Genomic DNA, 15,640 nt, shown 5'->3' on the forward strand with positions numbered 1-15,640 from the left:
CTCTGTTTCAACTAGTTATTTACAGCGAAATTCAGCAGACATGGCATGGGCTTGTAGTCCCTCGCCTCTGGCCAGAGTGGAAGCGATCGTACCCAGTGTACAGGCACTTTGCGGCGATACCTGGATCAGGCTGGTGCGTTTCTGAAAGTCGTAAACGCCCAAGGGTGAAGAAAAACGCGCCGTGCCGGAAGTCGGCAATACGTGATTGGGCCCAGCACAATAATCACCTAGTGCTTCGCAAGTATGATGTCCCATAAAAATTGCACCGGCATGTTTCAATTTGTCAACCCACTGCTCTGGATTGGATACGGATAACTCCAGATGTTCCGGGGCAATCCGATTTGCGATGATGCAGGCTTCCTCTAAATTGCGTACCTTGATCAAGGCTCCCCGTGTTTCCAGCGAGGCGCGAATGACCTCTTTTCGAGGCATGGCTTCAAGCTGCCGGGTGATGCTTGCTGCAACCGCATCAAGAAAATCTTGATCGGGACAAAGTAACATGGCTTGTGCCTGTTCATCGTGCTCGGCTTGTGAAAATAAATCCATGGCGATCCAATCTGGATCAATATTGCCATCACAAATCACCAGTATTTCTGAAGGTCCCGCGACCATATCGATACCCACCAAACCGAAAACAAAGCGTTTGGCTGCTGCTACATAAGCATTACCAGGCCCTACGATTTTATCGACTTTAGGTATGACCGACGTGCCATAGGCCAAAGCACCGATTGCCTGAGCGCCTCCTATGGTAAAAACACGATCGACTGCAGCAATGGCTGCGGCAGCAAGCACCAGGTCATTTTTTTCACCATGGGGTGTGGGAACGACCATAATCAGCTCATTAACACCCGCTACCTTGGCCGGAATGGCATTCATCAGCACAGAGGAGGGATAGGAAGCTTTACCACCCGGTACGTACAGCCCTACGCGATCGAGCGCAGTGATTTTTTGCCCCAGCAATGTCCCGTCTGACTCAGTATATTGCCAGGATTGTGATAATTGTCTTTCATGATAGGTACGTATGCGCCGCGCAGCTTGTTCCAGTGCCTCTCTTTCAGCGGTTTGAAGCCGCTGTAAAGATTGTTGCCACACGCTTTTAGGCAATTCAACTTCGCTAATGGAGGAGAGCTCTAAATGATCAAAGCGACGAGTATAATCAAGTAACGCGTCATCTCCACGCTTTTTGATATCGGTCAGGATGTGGTTGACTGTTTTATTAACGGTTTCATCCTGCGTGCTTTCAAAAGCCAATAAAGTATGCAGTGCTTCATCAAATTTGGCATCGGTGGAAGACAATCGGTTGAGTTTAATCATATAACTATGGGCTTCGAAGAATAATGGTAGGGGCAAGGAGGATACAAAAATACCTGCCCCCTGCTTTAAACGGTTTTAATGGCTGTTTTAAATGCTTCAAGCAGCGGTTGAATCGCTTCACGTTTTAGTTTTAGTGCCGCCTGATTAATGATCAATCGTGCTGAAATGGTCATGATCTCTTCCACTGCTTTTAAATGATTGGCTTTCAAGGTATTACCGCTCGACACGAGATCGACAATGGCATCTGCCAGACCAACCAGCGGCGCAAGCTCCATTGAACCATATAATTTGATGAGGTCAACATGCATTCCTTTATCAGCAAAATGATCACGCGCAGTTTTCAAATATTTAGTGGCGACCCGTAAGCGGGCGCCTTGAAAAACTGCTGATTCATAATCGAAATCCTCAGGTACGGCAACCATCATGCGACAACGGGCAATCTGTAAATCGAGCGGTTGATAAAGACCCGCGCCACCATGCTCCAACATGACATCTTTGCCGGCAACACCCAGATCAGCTGCGCCATATTGCACATAAGTCGGTACATCCGAGGCGCGTACCATGATAAGACGCACCTTCGGATTATTGGTTGCAATGATCAGTTTCCGTGAGGTTTCGGGATCGTCTTGTGCGACGATCCCGGCTGCTTTCAGAAAAGGCGCAGTATCCTCGAAAATACGTCCTTTTGAAAGCGCAATGGTAATATTTGCCATAAATCCGGGAAATTAACGCAGGTTTGAAGCAGCGAATTCCCAATTGATGAGTTTATCGAGAATCGTATTGACATAATCAGGCCGTCGATTTTGATAATCGAGATAATAGGCATGCTCCCAAACATCAATAGTCAGCAAAGGTCTGCTATTTTTGGTAAGCGGCGAATCCGCATTGCTCGTTTTGAGAATAGCCATTTTATCTCCTTCCTGCACCAGCCAAGCCCAGCCACTGCCAAATTGCGTAACGGCGGCATTGGCAAATTCCTTTTTACAAGCGTCCACGCTACCAAATGAGGCTTCAATTTTTTGTTTCAAACTCGCAGGAGGCTCGCCACCACCTTTAGGGCTGAGACTATGCCAATAAAACATATGATTCCAGACTTGAGCAGCATTATTGAAAATACCTGCTTTATCTGCCTGACCTGCAGTGGCAGTGATGATATTTTCCAGTGATTGTCCAGCCAATGCAGAATCTGCTACTAGTTTGTTCAAATTATCGACGTACGTTTTGTGATGTTTGCCATAGTGAAAGCTCATGGTATGGGCAGAAATAACCGGTTCCAGTGCATTATCTGCATAGGGTAGGGGAGCGAGTACATAAGTGCTACCGGATTGTGCGGCTTTAGAAAAATTTTCCAGATTAGTGCTCATTTTTCTTCCTTTAAAAATAAAATTGAATAAAGAAGCCATTGGCATATGAATAATAATGAATCAAGAAAAAATATTATCCGAAGTTAAATTACTCGAGGTTATTTTTTGCTTCTGTAGTAAATGTAACCTGATTGTACCCGGCAAGCCGAGCAGCTTCCATGACCGTTATTACCGATTGATGGGTAGCCTTTGCATCTGCAGTGATAATGATAACTGGATTTTTCTCATCCTTGGCGGCAGATTGCAATTCATTGCGTAATCCTTCAGTGTTAGAAAAAGTTATGGGTACCCGATTGATGGTGTAGTTACCTGTTGCGCTTACGGTAACATCAATGGTATGAGGTCGTTCGCTTTGTTTATCAGCTTCCGTAGTGGTTGCTTCTGGCAGCGTAATCTCGAGATCGGCATATTTCGAGTAGGTCGTAGTAATCACCAAAAAAATCAGGATGACCAGCAGAACATCGATCATCGGAACAAGATTGATCTCCGGCTCTTCTTTTTTTTGACCACGCTGAAAATTCATAGAGTTGCTTGCCAATTAATAGGTGCCAATGGGTGAGATTACCACAAGATGTGGAATAAACTGTTAAACATCCGGTTCGAAAATCAAATTCTAGTTTATTATTACCACTTTCGTCATTATTTAAGATTGTTAAACTAGTATTCCGTTCTGAATGGATAATCCATTAGTCAGTATTGTCATGGGCAGTAGCAGTGATTGGAACGTCATGCAACAGGCTGCCCGGATTCTCAAAGATTTTAATATCCCGCACGAAACCTTGATCGTGTCAGCGCATCGCACACCGGACCGCATGTTTGAATTCGCAGCCACAGCAATAAAACGGGGTATCCGATGCATCATTGCAGGGGCAGGGGGGGCGGCGCATTTACCTGGCATGATCGCGGCCAAAACAACCTTGCCGGTACTCGGTGTGCCAGTGACTTCCAAGCACTTGCAGGGTGTGGATTCACTACTTTCCATTGTGCAGATGCCAAAAGGGGTACCCGTTGCCACTTTTGCCATTGGTGAAGCAGGCGCAGCCAATGCCGGGCTTTTTGCTGTTGCATTATTAGCGATAGGAGACAGCGCACTTGCCGAGCGCCTTGAATCATTTCGAGCAGCACAAGCAGATTCAGTGGCTGCCATGACTTTGCCTGAATCATGAGTAGTATTATACCCGGAGCGATGCTTGGTTTGCTGGGCGGTGGCCAGCTTGGACGCATGTTTACCATGGCCGCACAAAGTATGGGCTATCGCGTGACGGTTTTGGATCCTGCTGAGGAGAGTCCTGCTGGCAGCATCGCTGAACGGCATTTATGCGCGGACTATCATGATGCTTCTGCTTTACATGAACTCAGTACTACCTGTGCAGGAATTACCACGGAATTCGAAAATGTTCCTGCTGAAGTACTGCGGTTTCTGGAACAACATTGTGTCGTGAGTCCCCCAGCGAGAAGTGTTTCCATCGCACAAAACCGCCTGCTGGAAAAACAGTTTTTAGCAGCAAATGGTTTTTCGGTTGCGCCCTTTTTGGCCATTCAAAATAATGATGATTTGTCGGCTGCAATCGATGCGCTATTTTTTCCTGGTATCCTTAAAGTCAGCCAGTTCGGTTATGATGGCAAAGGGCAGGTAAGAATCCATACTCCTCATGAATTATCGGATGCTTTCGCTTACTTGCAACAGCAGTCCTGTGTGCTAGAGCAATTGTTACCACTTGCATGTGAGATTTCCGTGATTGTTGCGCGTGACTTTGACGGTGTGATCACCCTGTTTCCAGTAGCTGAGAATCAGCATATGCACGGCATTCTCGATATGAGTATTGTTCCTGCCAGGATACCGGCAGGAATTGTGCAACAAGCCAGAAAAATGGCTACTGACGTGGCGGTCAAACTGGATTACCGCGGGGTGCTCTGCATCGAGTTCTTTGTGCTTACCGATGGACGATTGTTTATCAATGAAATTGCGCCCCGTCCGCATAATAGTGGCCACTATAGCCTGGATGCCTGTATTACTTCACAATTCGAGCAACAAGCTCGGGTATTGTGCCGCTTGCCGCAAGGAAGTACTGCGCTGCATACGCCTGTCGTGATGGTAAATTTACTGGGTGATCTGTGGCAATTAGGAGAACCGGATTGGAATAAGGTATTAAAAAATCCTAATACCAAACTCCATCTATACGGCAAACGTGAGGCGAGGCCGGGCAGAAAAATGGGGCATTTTACGGTGCTCGCTGGTACGGTTGAACAGGCTTTACAGCAAGCAGAAGCAATCAAGATATCATTACAAAATCGTTAATCTATATTCTGAGAATTTTAATTAAAAAATCGATCCATGGCTCATTCCATCGCCTTGCTTGAAACCCACCTGAAAAGCCTCCCTTTACTGCACCGGGGCAAAGTGCGTGATATTTATGCTATCGATGAGAATAATTTATTGATTATCCAGACAGACCGCCTGTCAGCATTCGATGTGGTGTTGCCAACACCGGTCCCTGGTAAAGGTAAAGTGCTGACGCAATTATCCAATTTCTGGTTCAAAAAACTGAATCACATCCTGCCCAATCATTTAACCAGTATTTCACCTGAATCTGTGGTAGCACCTGAAGAGCGCGAGCAGGTGATCGATCGGGCCTTTGTCGTCAAACGATTAAAGCCGTTGCCGATCGAAGCAATCGTGCGGGGTTATATTGTCGGTTCAGGGTGGAAGGATTATCAGCGAACAGGTGCCATCAGTGGCATTATGTTGCCGCAAAATTTGCAGGAAGCAGAAAAACTGCCGACAGGCGCTATTTTTACGCCTTCTACTAAGGCGGTGGCAGGGGCCCATGATGAAAACATTTCATTTGAGCAATGTGAACAGTTAGTGGGGCAAGCGCTTGCTCAAGAAGTGCGCAGCAAAGCAATCGCACTGTATACTGAAGCCGCCGATTATGCCGCTACCCGCGGCGTGATCATCGCTGATACCAAATTCGAATTTGGCCAGGATGGGGCAGGCAATCTCTACCTGATCGATGAGGTGTTGACGCCGGATTCATCACGTTTCTGGCCAGCCGATCAATACCAGCCGGGTAAAAATCCTCCAAGTTATGATAAACAGTTTGTTCGTGATTGGCTAGAACAGATCAAGTGGAATAAACAACCTCCTGCACCACCTATTCCTGATGATATTCTTACCCAAACGATAGAGCGATATGAGGAAGCGCTCTACCGATTAACTAAGTAAAAGCTATAAAGCATAAAATAGATTAAACAGCATTTTAGTCCCCAGAAAATAAAGTAAAGCTACGAATATTTTTCTGAGTGTTGCTGTTTGCATGCGATGTGTCGCTCTGGCGCCAAGTGGAGCGGTCAGCATGCTGGCTACCGCAATCCAGACGAGCGCGGGCAGATAAACATAACCCAGACTGTAAGCGGGCAGTAGCTGCGTTTGTAGCAGACCATTGATGATATAGCCAATCGTGCCTGCCACCGCAATCGGAAAACCTACTGCAGCTGCGGTTCCAATCGCGTATTGCAATTTGACATTGCACATGGAAAGGAAGGGTACTGTCAAGATACCTCCGCCAATCGCGACCAGACTGGATAGCACACCGATCAGACTGCCTGCTGACACCATTCCAAATTTACCTGGCAGGGCATGCCTGGAAGTGGGCGTAATGTTAAGCCACATCTGCGTTGCGGCATAATAAATGAAGATGACGAAGATGATGCCCAATACTTCGGTGGATAGTTGTCCAGCAAATGTAGATCCTGCCAGCGTTCCCAGGATAATGCCCGGCGCCAGATACCTGACAATCCACCAGTTAACTGCGCCATGCGCATGATGCATGCGCAAACTGGCAAGTGAAGTGAAAATGATCGTCGCCATGGTGGTGCCGAGTGCCAGATGCAAAATACGGTCTGACGGAAAATCCTGGGCAGTAAAGATATAAGCAAGCACAGGCACAATGACTAAGCCGCCGCCAATTCCCAGCAAACCAGCGAGAAAGCCAACCCCAGCGCCGAGCAATAAATAAATTAACCACCATTCCATGCTGTTTAGCTAGGGTATCCAGCTTAGGCTTTCAGCAATAAAAATGGCATCGCTACAAGTGATAAAAGCAACTTGCTCATAATATACCCATAATAAATGCCCATTCCGCTGGGTCGACAGGTGTGATGGATAAACGATTGCCTTTTTGCAGGATTCTCATATTGGCGAGTTCGGGGTGGCTGCGTAATTCCTTGAGAGAAAGCAGGCGGGTTTTTTTGACGAGCGTGACTTCAACATTAAACCATCGTGGGCTTTCTGGCGTAGCTTTAGGATCATAGTATTTAATTTTGGGATCGAACTGTGTGACATCGGGATAAGCGAGCTTAGAGATTCTGGTAATGCCAGCAATGCCAGGTTCGGCACAACTGGAGTGATAGAAGAAAGACTGGTCGCCAATTTGCATTTGATTACGCATAAAATTCCGCGCTTGATAATTTCTTATCCCATCCCATGCAATGGTCTGCCCGGGCCTTGCAGCCAGATCATCGATGCTGATTTCTGTTGGCTCAGATTTCATTAGCCAGTAACGCATATATACTCCATTTTATTGGTAATTAGTTCTAATTACACTGATATATCCGGGTTTTTGTCAATACATTGTCTTGATTGTGCTCCATGCTGTCCATTAAATATCCACCCAAGAGAGTCCATGAGAAAGCTATTTTTCGGCAAAACTTCAAGATCTAGAACCTTATCTAGATCTTTTTTAGTACCAATGGTCCATAGACTAGCAGCCTTGTTCTTCTAAATAATGGCATTCATCCAATCTTACTGCGAAAGGAAGAACAGTGATGATTAGCGTAGTTATTGCCACCACAGCATCAAATGACATTATTTGGGAGGGCCTCGAGCAGCTCCTGAATAATGAACCGGATTTTGATGTACCAAGTGTTGATGGTGGATCGATACTCAATGATATGTTAAGTAGTCACTGTCCCCAAAATTGGTATTGAGCGTTGCAACAGTCAAAAATCACTTACATAATATTTTTACTAAGCTGCATATCCATAGCCGAGCTGAGGTGTTGGTGCACTTAAGAAATGAGTCTTGGTTTGCTCAATCTGCCTAACCTTGGGTTCGTGAGAAAATCTGCTGAATTCTATCCAGAGCTCTATTGATCAATGGGTGGATCAAAATGGAAAAAAATACTCTGATCAGCCACTACTTCTTGCGACCACCAAAAGAAGCTTGGATTTACATCGTTATAGTCCGTATTTTGTTGAGGAGATTAACCTGGAGCAGGAGTTTCCTAACAGCTTCTAGGGTATTAATTCTGCAATTTTCTGAACGGTTCCGACAAATTTAACAAGCGCTTCCAACGTTTGTACAATTTTATCCATGTCTTCAATTGTTAGACGTAGTTCTTCATTAACTTCTTTCAGTGAAGTGGTGAGCTGTTTGAACTCTGTCGTGCTGTCATTAATTACATTGCGAACTAATTTGAGCTGATAGGTATCCAGTTGGTCACGAATATCATCTAGACTTTTCCGATTCTTAGTTTCTCGTTTAAAATTGGAACGTAGCACATCTACTTCCGTAATCACATCTCCTATCACTCGAATCAGTTCAGAGCGTGTCATGAGTTTTATATTATTCATAACTGTTTACTCATTTGTTTCTTTGATGGTTTTGATGGCATCGGCGATTACCTTCGCTCGTGTAACGAAAGCATCCGTCGCTTCTATTAATTCAGCTAAATCTTGAGGGTTTTTTGGACTTTTAGCGTAGTCAACCAATTTTTGGTGTGCTTGAGCCATTGCGTCAAGGCCCGGTCCAGCACCAAGTAGTAACGGCAGATTATCCCAAATATCTTCAACTTTTTTGATTTCCGAAGCTGCCTTCTGTAATTTCTTGGGGTTAGGGTTTGGTTTCTCTAGCTCATCATTGTAATCATCCGCTGCTGAAACACGAGCGGCACTCAGGATGCTACGTTGGCGTTCATGGAGTGCCTTCATGTCATTCCGAAGTAGCCTAATTAAGGCAAGGATATTCTTCTCCGATAAGATAATGGCTTTGTTTAGCGCTTCGTTAATCCTGATTTCTAAAGCAAGTTTAGTCACTTCTGCAGCAATGGTGGCAAAGCCTTCGGCTTCATTCTTGAATTCGTCAGAAGGCACTCTACCAAGTGAAGATGAGAGATCCAGAATAGCCTCGTCAAGTGAATTAGCAGCATCTTTGGCTCTAGCTGGTGCATCACTACTAGCGAGAGTGAGCAGCAATTGACCATGTTTGGCTATAGCATCCAATGCAGTCATGCGGGCTGACAAATCGTCCCCTCCCAATATACGTATTTCTTTATTATTGAGAGTTTGGAGACTGATCCTTTCTCTCTTGGTAACAAGCCGGTCTATTACCGCATCGCGTTCTCTCTTATTAGCAGCCCCATATTCAACCCGGGCGCCTTCAATGACAATAGTAGAGGCTTGCTCTGAAATCTAGAAATCGGCTCACGGTATGCTGCAGGGCTAGCGCAGCCGATAAGTAGGAGTGTTGCGAAGCTCAAACATAATAACTTGTGAATATTCTTATTTTTCAATTTATTTACAATGCTATGCATGGTTTGTCACTTATCGTAATGTTTTTATTTGATAGAATAAGGAACGACAAATAGGCAGGCAATAATGTCAATAGCTACAAATTTTTTTCCTTGATAGCAGGATATCAAAACAGGATTTTGAATTGAAGGTACATAATTTTCCATTCGGCCGGGTATGCTTTTCTGGTGACAGGTTTATTTCATTCAAAACAGTTCTGCGCTTAAATCTCAGTAATTTGTGAAAGGCTCTGTTTTCTTAATGTAGGGTCAGTAGAAAGATGCTTTCGTGCAATTGACTCAGTCCACGCTCTCGATAGCGTTGATTCTGTGCGAGTACATTCAATCGAGCCAATAGCCGTACCTCGGCGTATTCTTGGTAAAGTACTTCTACTTCGTCTGAAGAAACAGCAAATGGCGGGACTGACATTTCTGCTTGAGGGTAATCAAAGGTAATGAGTAGAATTTTTGTTGTGGGTGGCAAGATGCTCAGCAGGTGGAATACATAACGTTTACGTATTTCTGGCGGTAGTGCAACCAGTGATGCACGGTCACAAACTGCACTCACCTTCGCCAGATCATTTTTGCTCAAGTCAAAGAAATTACCGCACAGGGTACTGATGAAGTTCGCGTCATAGCGATCGAATTTTCCGCTAATCATGCGATGTGGTGAGAGCCTATTTTCCTCGAAGAACGCTTGCACAGCAATAGCGCTCAATTCAACCCCGAGCACTGAATGTTTTTGTTCGCGCAGCCACAGCATATCACGACTTTTCCCGCATAGTGGTACAAATACCTCACTATCAGGAGCAAGATGTAACTCTTGCCAATATTGACGCAAATATGGATTAATCTCGTTCTGGTGAAAACCAATATCTCCATATTTCCATCGATCTAGTCAATAATCATTTTTCATTTGTTATTTCCTAAGTTTATTCAAGACACAGTGATTGTTTAGGCCGAAAACTAAGGATGCTTCAATTTACCAAAAATTTTCCATTAAAACATTTTTTAATAAAATCAATTAATTATATTAATATTCTTTTTTGAGTATCCTCTTAAGTCTCAAATAATAAGACTCTTAATAGAAAATCTGGATTTATGGATATTCTTCCATTAGCCAGTGACGCATTTACTTTTTCCTTCATTGATCAGAAGTGATCACTCAAGTGAGCAAATACATCACGGAAAAAAATATCACGGGAAAATAGGGATTATCAGCCAGTCGACCTTTGCGATCTTTCTTCTCTAGAATTTCGTAAACTAGCATACCAATTAGCAGCCTTCGCTTTTAAGATTAGTTTGATCTCCGGCAATATTAGAAATAGATAACACGTATCTATAATGTTTTATGAGAACAATGCTTGGGCTTACCTTGCCTAAGTAAAGTATCCGCTGAAAATATTTGCTGAGGTCACTTTTTTAATTCATAGGATTAAGAAAAAAACTGCTTAGAGTGAAAATTAATGTATTTAAAGAAAAGTGAGTATATACATATTGTTAGACTTCTAGCGATTCTTTGTCTGCTCCTTCTTATAGGGTGTAGCTCAATACCCCTCATAGTGCCAGACATGGCAATGCAGCCATCGCATTCTGTGCAGCTTTTTGACGCTCATGGCCCCTTAACTCCAAAGCAGAATAACGAAATTCTTTCCAGACTGAAAAAGAATAGTGTAGATACCCATATCTTCGATAGGCATCTGCCATTCGAATCAAAAATTTCCGGCAGTCACCTTTCGATAGGCAACAAAGTAGAACTGTTGATAGATGGTCCAGAAACTTATAAATCCATGTACACAGCCATGGAGAACGCAAAGGACCATATCAATATGGAGATTTATATTATCAAAGATGATGAAATTGGTCACCTTTTTGCTGAGCTATTAATTAGAAAGCAAAATAGTGGGGTGCAGGTAAACCTCATTTATGATAGTGTGGGATCAATCGATACTCCTCGTGAGTTCTTCAAATCACTGAAAGAAAGTGGTGTTAATGTCCTGGAATTCAATCCTATCAATCCACTCATTGCACCAAAAAATTGGCAGGTTACCCGGCGTGATCATCGAAAACTTTTGATTATCGATGGGCAGATTGCTTTTGTTGGCGGTGTCAATATCAGCACCGAGCACTCGAAGGGGTCATTTGTCAAATCTAAATCAACCAGAAGTGATAATCCGTGGCGAGATACCCATGTGCGAATAGTGGGCCCAGTTGTGAGCGAATTTCAGAAGCTGTTTATGTCCATATGGAATGAGCAAAAAGGTGAGCTATTGGCAGCACGAAATTACTTCCCTGAGCTCGCTAATGAAGGTTCTGAGGTAGTACGCGCAATCGGCAGCTCGCCAGAAAAAGGTTATAGCCAGATCTATGTGACTTTGCTTTCAGCTATTAATAGCGCAGAAACCCAGATCTTTCTGACCAGTGCTTATTTTGTGCCAGATCCGCAATTGCGTACTGCATTAAAAGCAGCGGCTAAGCGCAGAGTAGACGTGAGAATATTATTACCTGGGAAAACAGATTCGGCCCTGGTGTATTATGCGTCGCGTTCATTTTATGATGAGCTATTGAGCGCCGGCGTAAAAATCTATGTGCGGCAAGATGCATTATTACATGCTAAAACTACGCTTATAGACGGTGTATGGTCAACTATAGGCTCAACTAACCTCGATTGGCGTAGTTTTCTTAACAACGAGGAAATCGATGCAATTATCCTGGGACAGGATTTTGGTACACAAATGCAAACATTGTTTGAGAATGATTTGAAATATTCCAAGCTCATTACGTTAGAAGAATGGAGGCAACGTTCAATTAGTACGCGCATCTTGGAAAGTGCAGGGCGTTTGTGGGCGCAATGGTTGTAAGTAGTCAGCTTATTCGTTGATTTAAATAGATTATTGCAATGCAAATATTTTTCTCGAATAAGATATTGTTTTGGTATATGAAGTATTTAATTTTGATAAGTATTAAACTTTGCTTTAATTAGAATGCTAAGGAGAATAACAGTATAAGTGTAATGTGAAGGGTCTTTTCATTGAACTTTGCACAGCACCGACTGCATTTGTTGTTTGCAAATTATTATAAATATGTTTCGGACAGAAATGATCTATAGGATTTTTAGATTAAATAACAATAATTATATTATTTAAAAAACATAATTTTATTCCGGTTTATGTTGAAGATATCCTTTTATTAATTGTAACTCATTTGCTTTCTCTCATTTTCTTTCTCCTTAATGATCGGATCTTTAAATTGCCTCATTAAGTTTAAGTAAAAACGATCGATATTTTTATTTTAGGAGAGAAATCATGCAAAAATTCATTTTTCTAGCTTTGTTACCTTTATTTGCTGGGACCGTATATGGTCAGGTGTATAAATGGGTGGATCAAAATGGAAAAACTCGATACTCTGATCAGCCTCCCCCTCCCGGAACCAGCAAAAATGAAAAACTGATGGATATTCAATTGTCGCCACAATCTGCTGATGAAGGTAAAAGTTTCATTCGAGATTCGGTAGAAAAAGAACCGATATTTAAAGCAAAGCGAGCCGCACATGAGGAAGCAAGAAACAAACAACTGGCTGAAGCGGAAATGAGAAAAGAGAATTGCTTAAGAGCACAAAGCAATTTGGATTTGCTTAAAAATTCGGAACGCTTGTCTATTCCGGATGGGAATGGGGGTGTGATTGATATGGATGATCCGCTTCGCCAGAATTATATGGATGAAGCATTAAAAAATATTGCAATATACTGTCAGTAACAAAATGCGATTAATTTAATGGCCTGTAATCTTTTGGAAGATTGTTAAAAAATAAAAGCATAGCTTGATTTCTTAATTAATGCCTCATCCTACTGAACTTTAGCGGCTGCTCTACACTATGTGACGTTAGAACTAAAGAGCACTTCTAAAAATTCATATTTCGTCACAATATTTCGTTGTTCACAAAAAAATGTTTCCTTACCTATCAGTTATAGGCTGCGACAACATTTTTTGTTCTCGCCTTGTCTTGTCTAGAACTCTGAATTTTTAGAGGTGCCCTAAAGATTGTCATCTGTTCGTGACTTTTTTTCTTGAATTGAGAATAACAAATGATCAGTATTGTGACTATCAATTAAAAGATGTAAAGGAACAGCAACCGTTGTAGAAATCGGTTTTTTTGAAGATGGGAAAGCAAAGTTAACTACCAAGTAAACTAATAAGGTATTTTGTACATATTTCATTTTCTGGTTTCTTTTTTCTCTTTAGTCAGCCAATAAATAAAACCACTTATTCCTCCAATAAGAAAACCTACTGGACCAGTTATAAAAATACCGAGTAAAGGACCTTGGTCAGCTTCTGGCGTTATGATCATCGGACCGAAGAAGCCTGCACAGAAACTGATAGAACCAAGCGCAATGGCACCAAGAAAAATGCTCGAGATGGGTCCTTCTGGGAGGGTGCCAAGTTTTTCCCAGCTATATTTGCCGACACCAAAAGCGCACATAAATGAGAGCAGAACAGGAATCCAGCTGTGTTCTGTGAACGGAAGAAAAGAAGATGAAATCCAATAGATGAAGTAATAGGTGGTGGGTATGATTATCAGCATCGCAAGGATACGAAAAGGAAGCCTCATCCTGATATTACTCCTGGCTTAGCCTTAGTCTTTGCCATATACTGGAATTAAAGTTGCGAAATGACCTCTGGAATTTTTAAATTTATAACAATTCCCTATTTTCATTGCAGAAAAATGTTGGACCGCATCTAATTAAGGTTGTAATTAGATTAATCGATTACGGCGGATTTATCCACATCTGAAAAAACATGTAACATATGAATATGCAATGTAAAATAGTGGGCTGTATTTCTGATCCACTGTGAGGTTGTGAAAAAATCTATTTTAAATCTCAATGGTTATATTGGACGGCGCCCATTATTCGCCTATCTCTTCGATATGTGGCTACACCGCAACTTCGTTTTGGCAAAATTGCTGTTTTTATCGTCGCAGCCTTTTAGGTCAGAATCCACCACTTTTATTTCACTCATTTCGATTCGAAAAGTTATCCGGTTTCTGATAGGTTGACGAAATTTCAGAATACTGCTCAGTTTGGAGTTATTTGATGGATATCACAAATATTAAAGTTTATATGCAAGCGGTTGGGCAGAATGCCCGAGCTGCTTCGCGCTTAATGGCAAAAGCGGATACGGCAAGCAAAAATCAGGCGTTAATTGCGATGGCCGAAGCGATTAGGTGTGATGAGAAAAATTTATTAAATGCAAATACACACGATCTCGAGAATGCGAAAGCTAAAGGATTAGGCTCAGCGATGATCGATCGTTTGGCGCTTTCTTCTAAGAGTATCGCAAGTATGGCAGATGGTTTGTTGCAAATTGCGGCTTTGTCTGATCCTATTGGCGAGATGAGTGATTTGAATTATCGTCCTTCCGGTATTCAAGTGGGCAAAATGCGCGTACCGTTGGGAGTGATCGGCATCATTTATGAAGCACGACCGAATGTAACGGCGGATGCGGCGGGTTTATGCCTGAAAGCAGGCAATGCGGCGATATTGCGCGGCGGATCCGAAGCGATGCACAGCAATCAAGCCATTGCTGCCTGTGTGAAAGAAGGGCTAAGGACAGCCAGACTGCCAGAAACAGCCGTGCAAGTGATTGAAACCAGCGATCGTGCGGCAGTGGGTGAGCTTATTACCATGAAAGAATTTGTTGACATCATTGTGCCACGCGGAGGCAAAGGATTAATCGAACGCATTTCCAATGAGGCATGCATCCCTGTGATCAAGCATCTGGATGGGATCTGTCATGTTTATATCGACGATCAAGCCGATCTGGAAAAGGCCATCCGTATTGCTGATAATGCCAAGACACAGCGCTATGGTACGTGCAATACCATGGAAACCTTGCTCGTGCATGAAGGCATTGCAAAACAAGTCTTGCCTCCTCTTTGCAAAATTTATCTGGATAAAGGTGTCGAGCTACGAGGTAACAAGGCGGCTTGTGCGATTATTCCGCAAATGAAACTGGCCACAGAAGAAGACTGGCGCACTGAATATCTGGCGCCTATCCTGAATATCGGCGTTGTGAGTGATCTGGATCAGGCGATCGAGCACATCACTATCTATGGGTCTCAGCATACCGATGCAATTGTGACAGAAAATTATAGTCATGTACGCCGTTTTCTGCGCGAAGTGGATTCAAGTTCAGTCATGGTCAATACCTCCACACGTTTTGCCGATGGCTTTGAATATGGGTTAGGTGCAGAAATTGGCATTTCCACCGATAAAATTCATGCGCGCGGTCCGGTAGGATTGGAAGGGCTGACGAGTCAGAAATTTATCGTGCTAGGCGATGGTCAGATACGACAGTGACAAATTGATTGATCACCCTAAAATCTTCTCAATTT

17 protein-coding genes and 1 pseudogene are annotated in these 15,640 nt (G+C 43.1%); 8 read left to right on the forward strand and 10 right to left on the reverse strand.

The window, feature by feature from the left end:
• Positions 1 to 15 precede the first annotated feature (15 nt).
• The 4 genes from hisD to BM122_RS10825 all read right to left on the reverse strand — a co-directional run bounded on the left by hisD (position 16) and on the right by BM122_RS10825 (position 3,201).
• Positions 16 to 1,314 carry a histidinol dehydrogenase gene (gene hisD, locus BM122_RS10810; RefSeq protein WP_177198103.1) on the reverse strand — a complete coding sequence of 433 codons (1,299 nt, stop codon included), beginning with the start codon at positions 1,312 to 1,314 and terminating at the stop codon, positions 16 to 18.
• 65 nt (positions 1,315 to 1,379) lie between these two features.
• Positions 1,380 to 2,027 (reverse strand): ATP phosphoribosyltransferase, encoded by a 648-nt coding sequence (hisG, locus tag BM122_RS10815; RefSeq protein ID WP_074905570.1) that lies wholly within the window; start codon positions 2,025 to 2,027, stop codon positions 1,380 to 1,382.
• 12 nt (positions 2,028 to 2,039) lie between these two features.
• Complete coding sequence (locus BM122_RS10820; RefSeq protein WP_074905571.1) at positions 2,040 to 2,678, reverse strand: superoxide dismutase; 639 nt, start codon at positions 2,676 to 2,678, stop codon at positions 2,040 to 2,042.
• A gap of 88 nt (positions 2,679 to 2,766) precedes the next feature.
• On the reverse strand, positions 2,767 to 3,201 hold the full coding sequence (locus BM122_RS10825; protein ID WP_074905572.1) for an ExbD/TolR family protein: 435 nt from the start codon (positions 3,199 to 3,201) through the stop codon (positions 2,767 to 2,769).
• A gap of 151 nt (positions 3,202 to 3,352) precedes the next feature.
• Between BM122_RS10825 and purE the strand changes: the two genes are divergently transcribed.
• Genes purE through BM122_RS10840 form a run of 3 tightly spaced genes read left to right on the forward strand, consistent with a single transcriptional unit; the run spans position 3,353 to position 5,904 of the window.
• Positions 3,353 to 3,844: a 5-(carboxyamino)imidazole ribonucleotide mutase gene (purE, locus tag BM122_RS10830; protein WP_074905573.1), complete on the forward strand. Its 492-nt coding sequence runs from the start codon at positions 3,353 to 3,355 to the stop codon at positions 3,842 to 3,844.
• The gene (locus BM122_RS10835) at positions 3,841 to 4,977 is read left to right on the forward strand and encodes a 5-(carboxyamino)imidazole ribonucleotide synthase (protein ID WP_074905574.1); all 1,137 of its coding nucleotides are present in this window, start codon (positions 3,841 to 3,843) and stop codon (positions 4,975 to 4,977) included. The genes purE and BM122_RS10835 overlap by 4 nt, the downstream gene beginning before the upstream one ends.
• A 36-nt stretch (positions 4,978 to 5,013) precedes the next feature.
• Positions 5,014 to 5,904 carry a phosphoribosylaminoimidazolesuccinocarboxamide synthase gene (locus tag BM122_RS10840; protein ID WP_074905575.1) on the forward strand — a complete coding sequence of 297 codons (891 nt, stop codon included), beginning with the start codon at positions 5,014 to 5,016 and terminating at the stop codon, positions 5,902 to 5,904.
• Between the two features lie 3 nt (positions 5,905 to 5,907).
• Here BM122_RS10840 and BM122_RS10845 read toward each other — a convergent pair whose 3' ends face one another.
• Both BM122_RS10845 and BM122_RS10850 read right to left on the reverse strand, forming a co-directional pair.
• Positions 5,908 to 6,714, reverse strand: a complete 807-nt coding sequence (locus BM122_RS10845) for a sulfite exporter TauE/SafE family protein (RefSeq protein WP_074905576.1) — start codon at positions 6,712 to 6,714, stop codon at positions 5,908 to 5,910.
• 76 nt (positions 6,715 to 6,790) lie between these two features.
• The gene (locus tag BM122_RS10850; RefSeq protein ID WP_074905577.1) at positions 6,791 to 7,246 is read right to left on the reverse strand and encodes an EVE domain-containing protein; all 456 of its coding nucleotides are present in this window, start codon (positions 7,244 to 7,246) and stop codon (positions 6,791 to 6,793) included.
• 259 nt (positions 7,247 to 7,505) lie between these two features.
• Between BM122_RS10850 and BM122_RS23290 the strand changes: the two genes are divergently transcribed.
• The gene (locus tag BM122_RS23290; protein WP_177198104.1) at positions 7,506 to 7,667 is read left to right on the forward strand and encodes a hypothetical protein; all 162 of its coding nucleotides are present in this window, start codon (positions 7,506 to 7,508) and stop codon (positions 7,665 to 7,667) included.
• Positions 7,664 to 7,783: a LuxR C-terminal-related transcriptional regulator gene (locus BM122_RS26045; RefSeq protein ID WP_177198105.1), complete on the forward strand. Its 120-nt coding sequence runs from the start codon at positions 7,664 to 7,666 to the stop codon at positions 7,781 to 7,783. Before BM122_RS23290 ends, BM122_RS26045 begins: the two co-directional genes overlap by 4 nt.
• A gap of 190 nt (positions 7,784 to 7,973) precedes the next feature.
• On the opposite strand, the gene BM122_RS10860 is transcribed toward BM122_RS26045, so the two are convergent.
• The 3 genes and pseudogenes from BM122_RS10860 to BM122_RS10870 all read right to left on the reverse strand — a co-directional run.
• On the reverse strand, positions 7,974 to 8,294 hold the full coding sequence (locus tag BM122_RS10860) for a hypothetical protein (protein ID WP_177198106.1): 321 nt from the start codon (positions 8,292 to 8,294) through the stop codon (positions 7,974 to 7,976).
• A gap of 24 nt (positions 8,295 to 8,318) precedes the next feature.
• Positions 8,319 to 8,981, reverse strand: coding sequence for a hypothetical protein (locus BM122_RS10865; protein ID WP_143083405.1), 663 nt, complete (start codon positions 8,979 to 8,981; stop codon positions 8,319 to 8,321).
• Between the two features lie 525 nt (positions 8,982 to 9,506).
• Positions 9,507 to 10,130 (reverse strand): annotated as a pseudogene (locus BM122_RS10870) (thiopurine S-methyltransferase); the annotation flags it as partial.
• A 583-nt stretch (positions 10,131 to 10,713) separates the two neighbouring features.
• Here BM122_RS10870 and cls point away from each other — a divergent pair.
• Both cls and BM122_RS10880 read left to right on the forward strand, forming a co-directional pair.
• The gene (gene cls / locus BM122_RS10875) at positions 10,714 to 12,108 is read left to right on the forward strand and encodes a cardiolipin synthase (RefSeq protein ID WP_074905580.1); all 1,395 of its coding nucleotides are present in this window, start codon (positions 10,714 to 10,716) and stop codon (positions 12,106 to 12,108) included.
• A 444-nt stretch (positions 12,109 to 12,552) separates the two neighbouring features.
• Entirely contained in the window at positions 12,553 to 13,002 is a 450-nt protein-coding gene (locus BM122_RS10880; RefSeq protein WP_074905581.1) for a DUF4124 domain-containing protein, read from the forward strand.
• A gap of 457 nt (positions 13,003 to 13,459) precedes the next feature.
• On the opposite strand, the gene BM122_RS10885 is transcribed toward BM122_RS10880, so the two are convergent.
• The gene (locus BM122_RS10885) at positions 13,460 to 13,855 is read right to left on the reverse strand and encodes a hypothetical protein (RefSeq protein ID WP_074905582.1); all 396 of its coding nucleotides are present in this window, start codon (positions 13,853 to 13,855) and stop codon (positions 13,460 to 13,462) included.
• A gap of 484 nt (positions 13,856 to 14,339) precedes the next feature.
• Between BM122_RS10885 and BM122_RS10890 the strand changes: the two genes are divergently transcribed.
• The gene (locus BM122_RS10890; RefSeq protein WP_074905583.1) at positions 14,340 to 15,605 is read left to right on the forward strand and encodes a glutamate-5-semialdehyde dehydrogenase; all 1,266 of its coding nucleotides are present in this window, start codon (positions 14,340 to 14,342) and stop codon (positions 15,603 to 15,605) included.
• Positions 15,606 to 15,640: the final 35 nt, after the last annotated feature.

The sequence above is a fragment of the Nitrosomonas communis genome, assembly GCF_900114745.1.
Classification (GTDB): Bacteria; Pseudomonadota; Gammaproteobacteria; order Burkholderiales; family Nitrosomonadaceae; genus Nitrosomonas; species Nitrosomonas communis_A.

What these genes read in the sequence shown, in the direction of transcription:
- cls (WP_074905580.1), top strand. Translation starts at nt 10,714, where the DNA reads ATGTATTTAAAGAAAAGTGAGTATATACATATTGTTAGACTTCTAGCG.
- hisG (WP_074905570.1), bottom strand. Translation starts at nt 2,027, where the DNA reads ATGGCAAATATTACCATTGCGCTTTCAAAAGGACGTATTTTCGAGGAT.
- BM122_RS10850 (WP_074905577.1), bottom strand. Translation starts at nt 7,246, where the DNA reads ATGCGTTACTGGCTAATGAAATCTGAGCCAACAGAAATCAGCATCGAT.
- BM122_RS10860 (WP_177198106.1), bottom strand. Translation starts at nt 8,294, where the DNA reads ATGACACGCTCTGAACTGATTCGAGTGATAGGAGATGTGATTACGGAA.
- purE (WP_074905573.1), top strand. Translation starts at nt 3,353, where the DNA reads ATGGATAATCCATTAGTCAGTATTGTCATGGGCAGTAGCAGTGATTGG.
- BM122_RS10885 (WP_074905582.1), bottom strand. Translation starts at nt 13,855, where the DNA reads ATGAGGCTTCCTTTTCGTATCCTTGCGATGCTGATAATCATACCCACC.
- BM122_RS10835 (WP_074905574.1), top strand. Translation starts at nt 3,841, where the DNA reads ATGAGTAGTATTATACCCGGAGCGATGCTTGGTTTGCTGGGCGGTGGC.
- BM122_RS10890 (WP_074905583.1), top strand. Translation starts at nt 14,340, where the DNA reads ATGGATATCACAAATATTAAAGTTTATATGCAAGCGGTTGGGCAGAAT.
- BM122_RS10840 (WP_074905575.1), top strand. Translation starts at nt 5,014, where the DNA reads ATGGCTCATTCCATCGCCTTGCTTGAAACCCACCTGAAAAGCCTCCCT.
- BM122_RS10825 (WP_074905572.1), bottom strand. Translation starts at nt 3,201, where the DNA reads ATGAATTTTCAGCGTGGTCAAAAAAAAGAAGAGCCGGAGATCAATCTT.
- BM122_RS10820 (WP_074905571.1), bottom strand. Translation starts at nt 2,678, where the DNA reads ATGAGCACTAATCTGGAAAATTTTTCTAAAGCCGCACAATCCGGTAGC.
- BM122_RS10880 (WP_074905581.1), top strand. Translation starts at nt 12,553, where the DNA reads ATGCAAAAATTCATTTTTCTAGCTTTGTTACCTTTATTTGCTGGGACC.
- BM122_RS23290 (WP_177198104.1), top strand. Translation starts at nt 7,506, where the DNA reads ATGATTAGCGTAGTTATTGCCACCACAGCATCAAATGACATTATTTGG.
- BM122_RS10845 (WP_074905576.1), bottom strand. Translation starts at nt 6,714, where the DNA reads ATGGAATGGTGGTTAATTTATTTATTGCTCGGCGCTGGGGTTGGCTTT.
- hisD (WP_177198103.1), bottom strand. Translation starts at nt 1,314, where the DNA reads ATGATTAAACTCAACCGATTGTCTTCCACCGATGCCAAATTTGATGAA.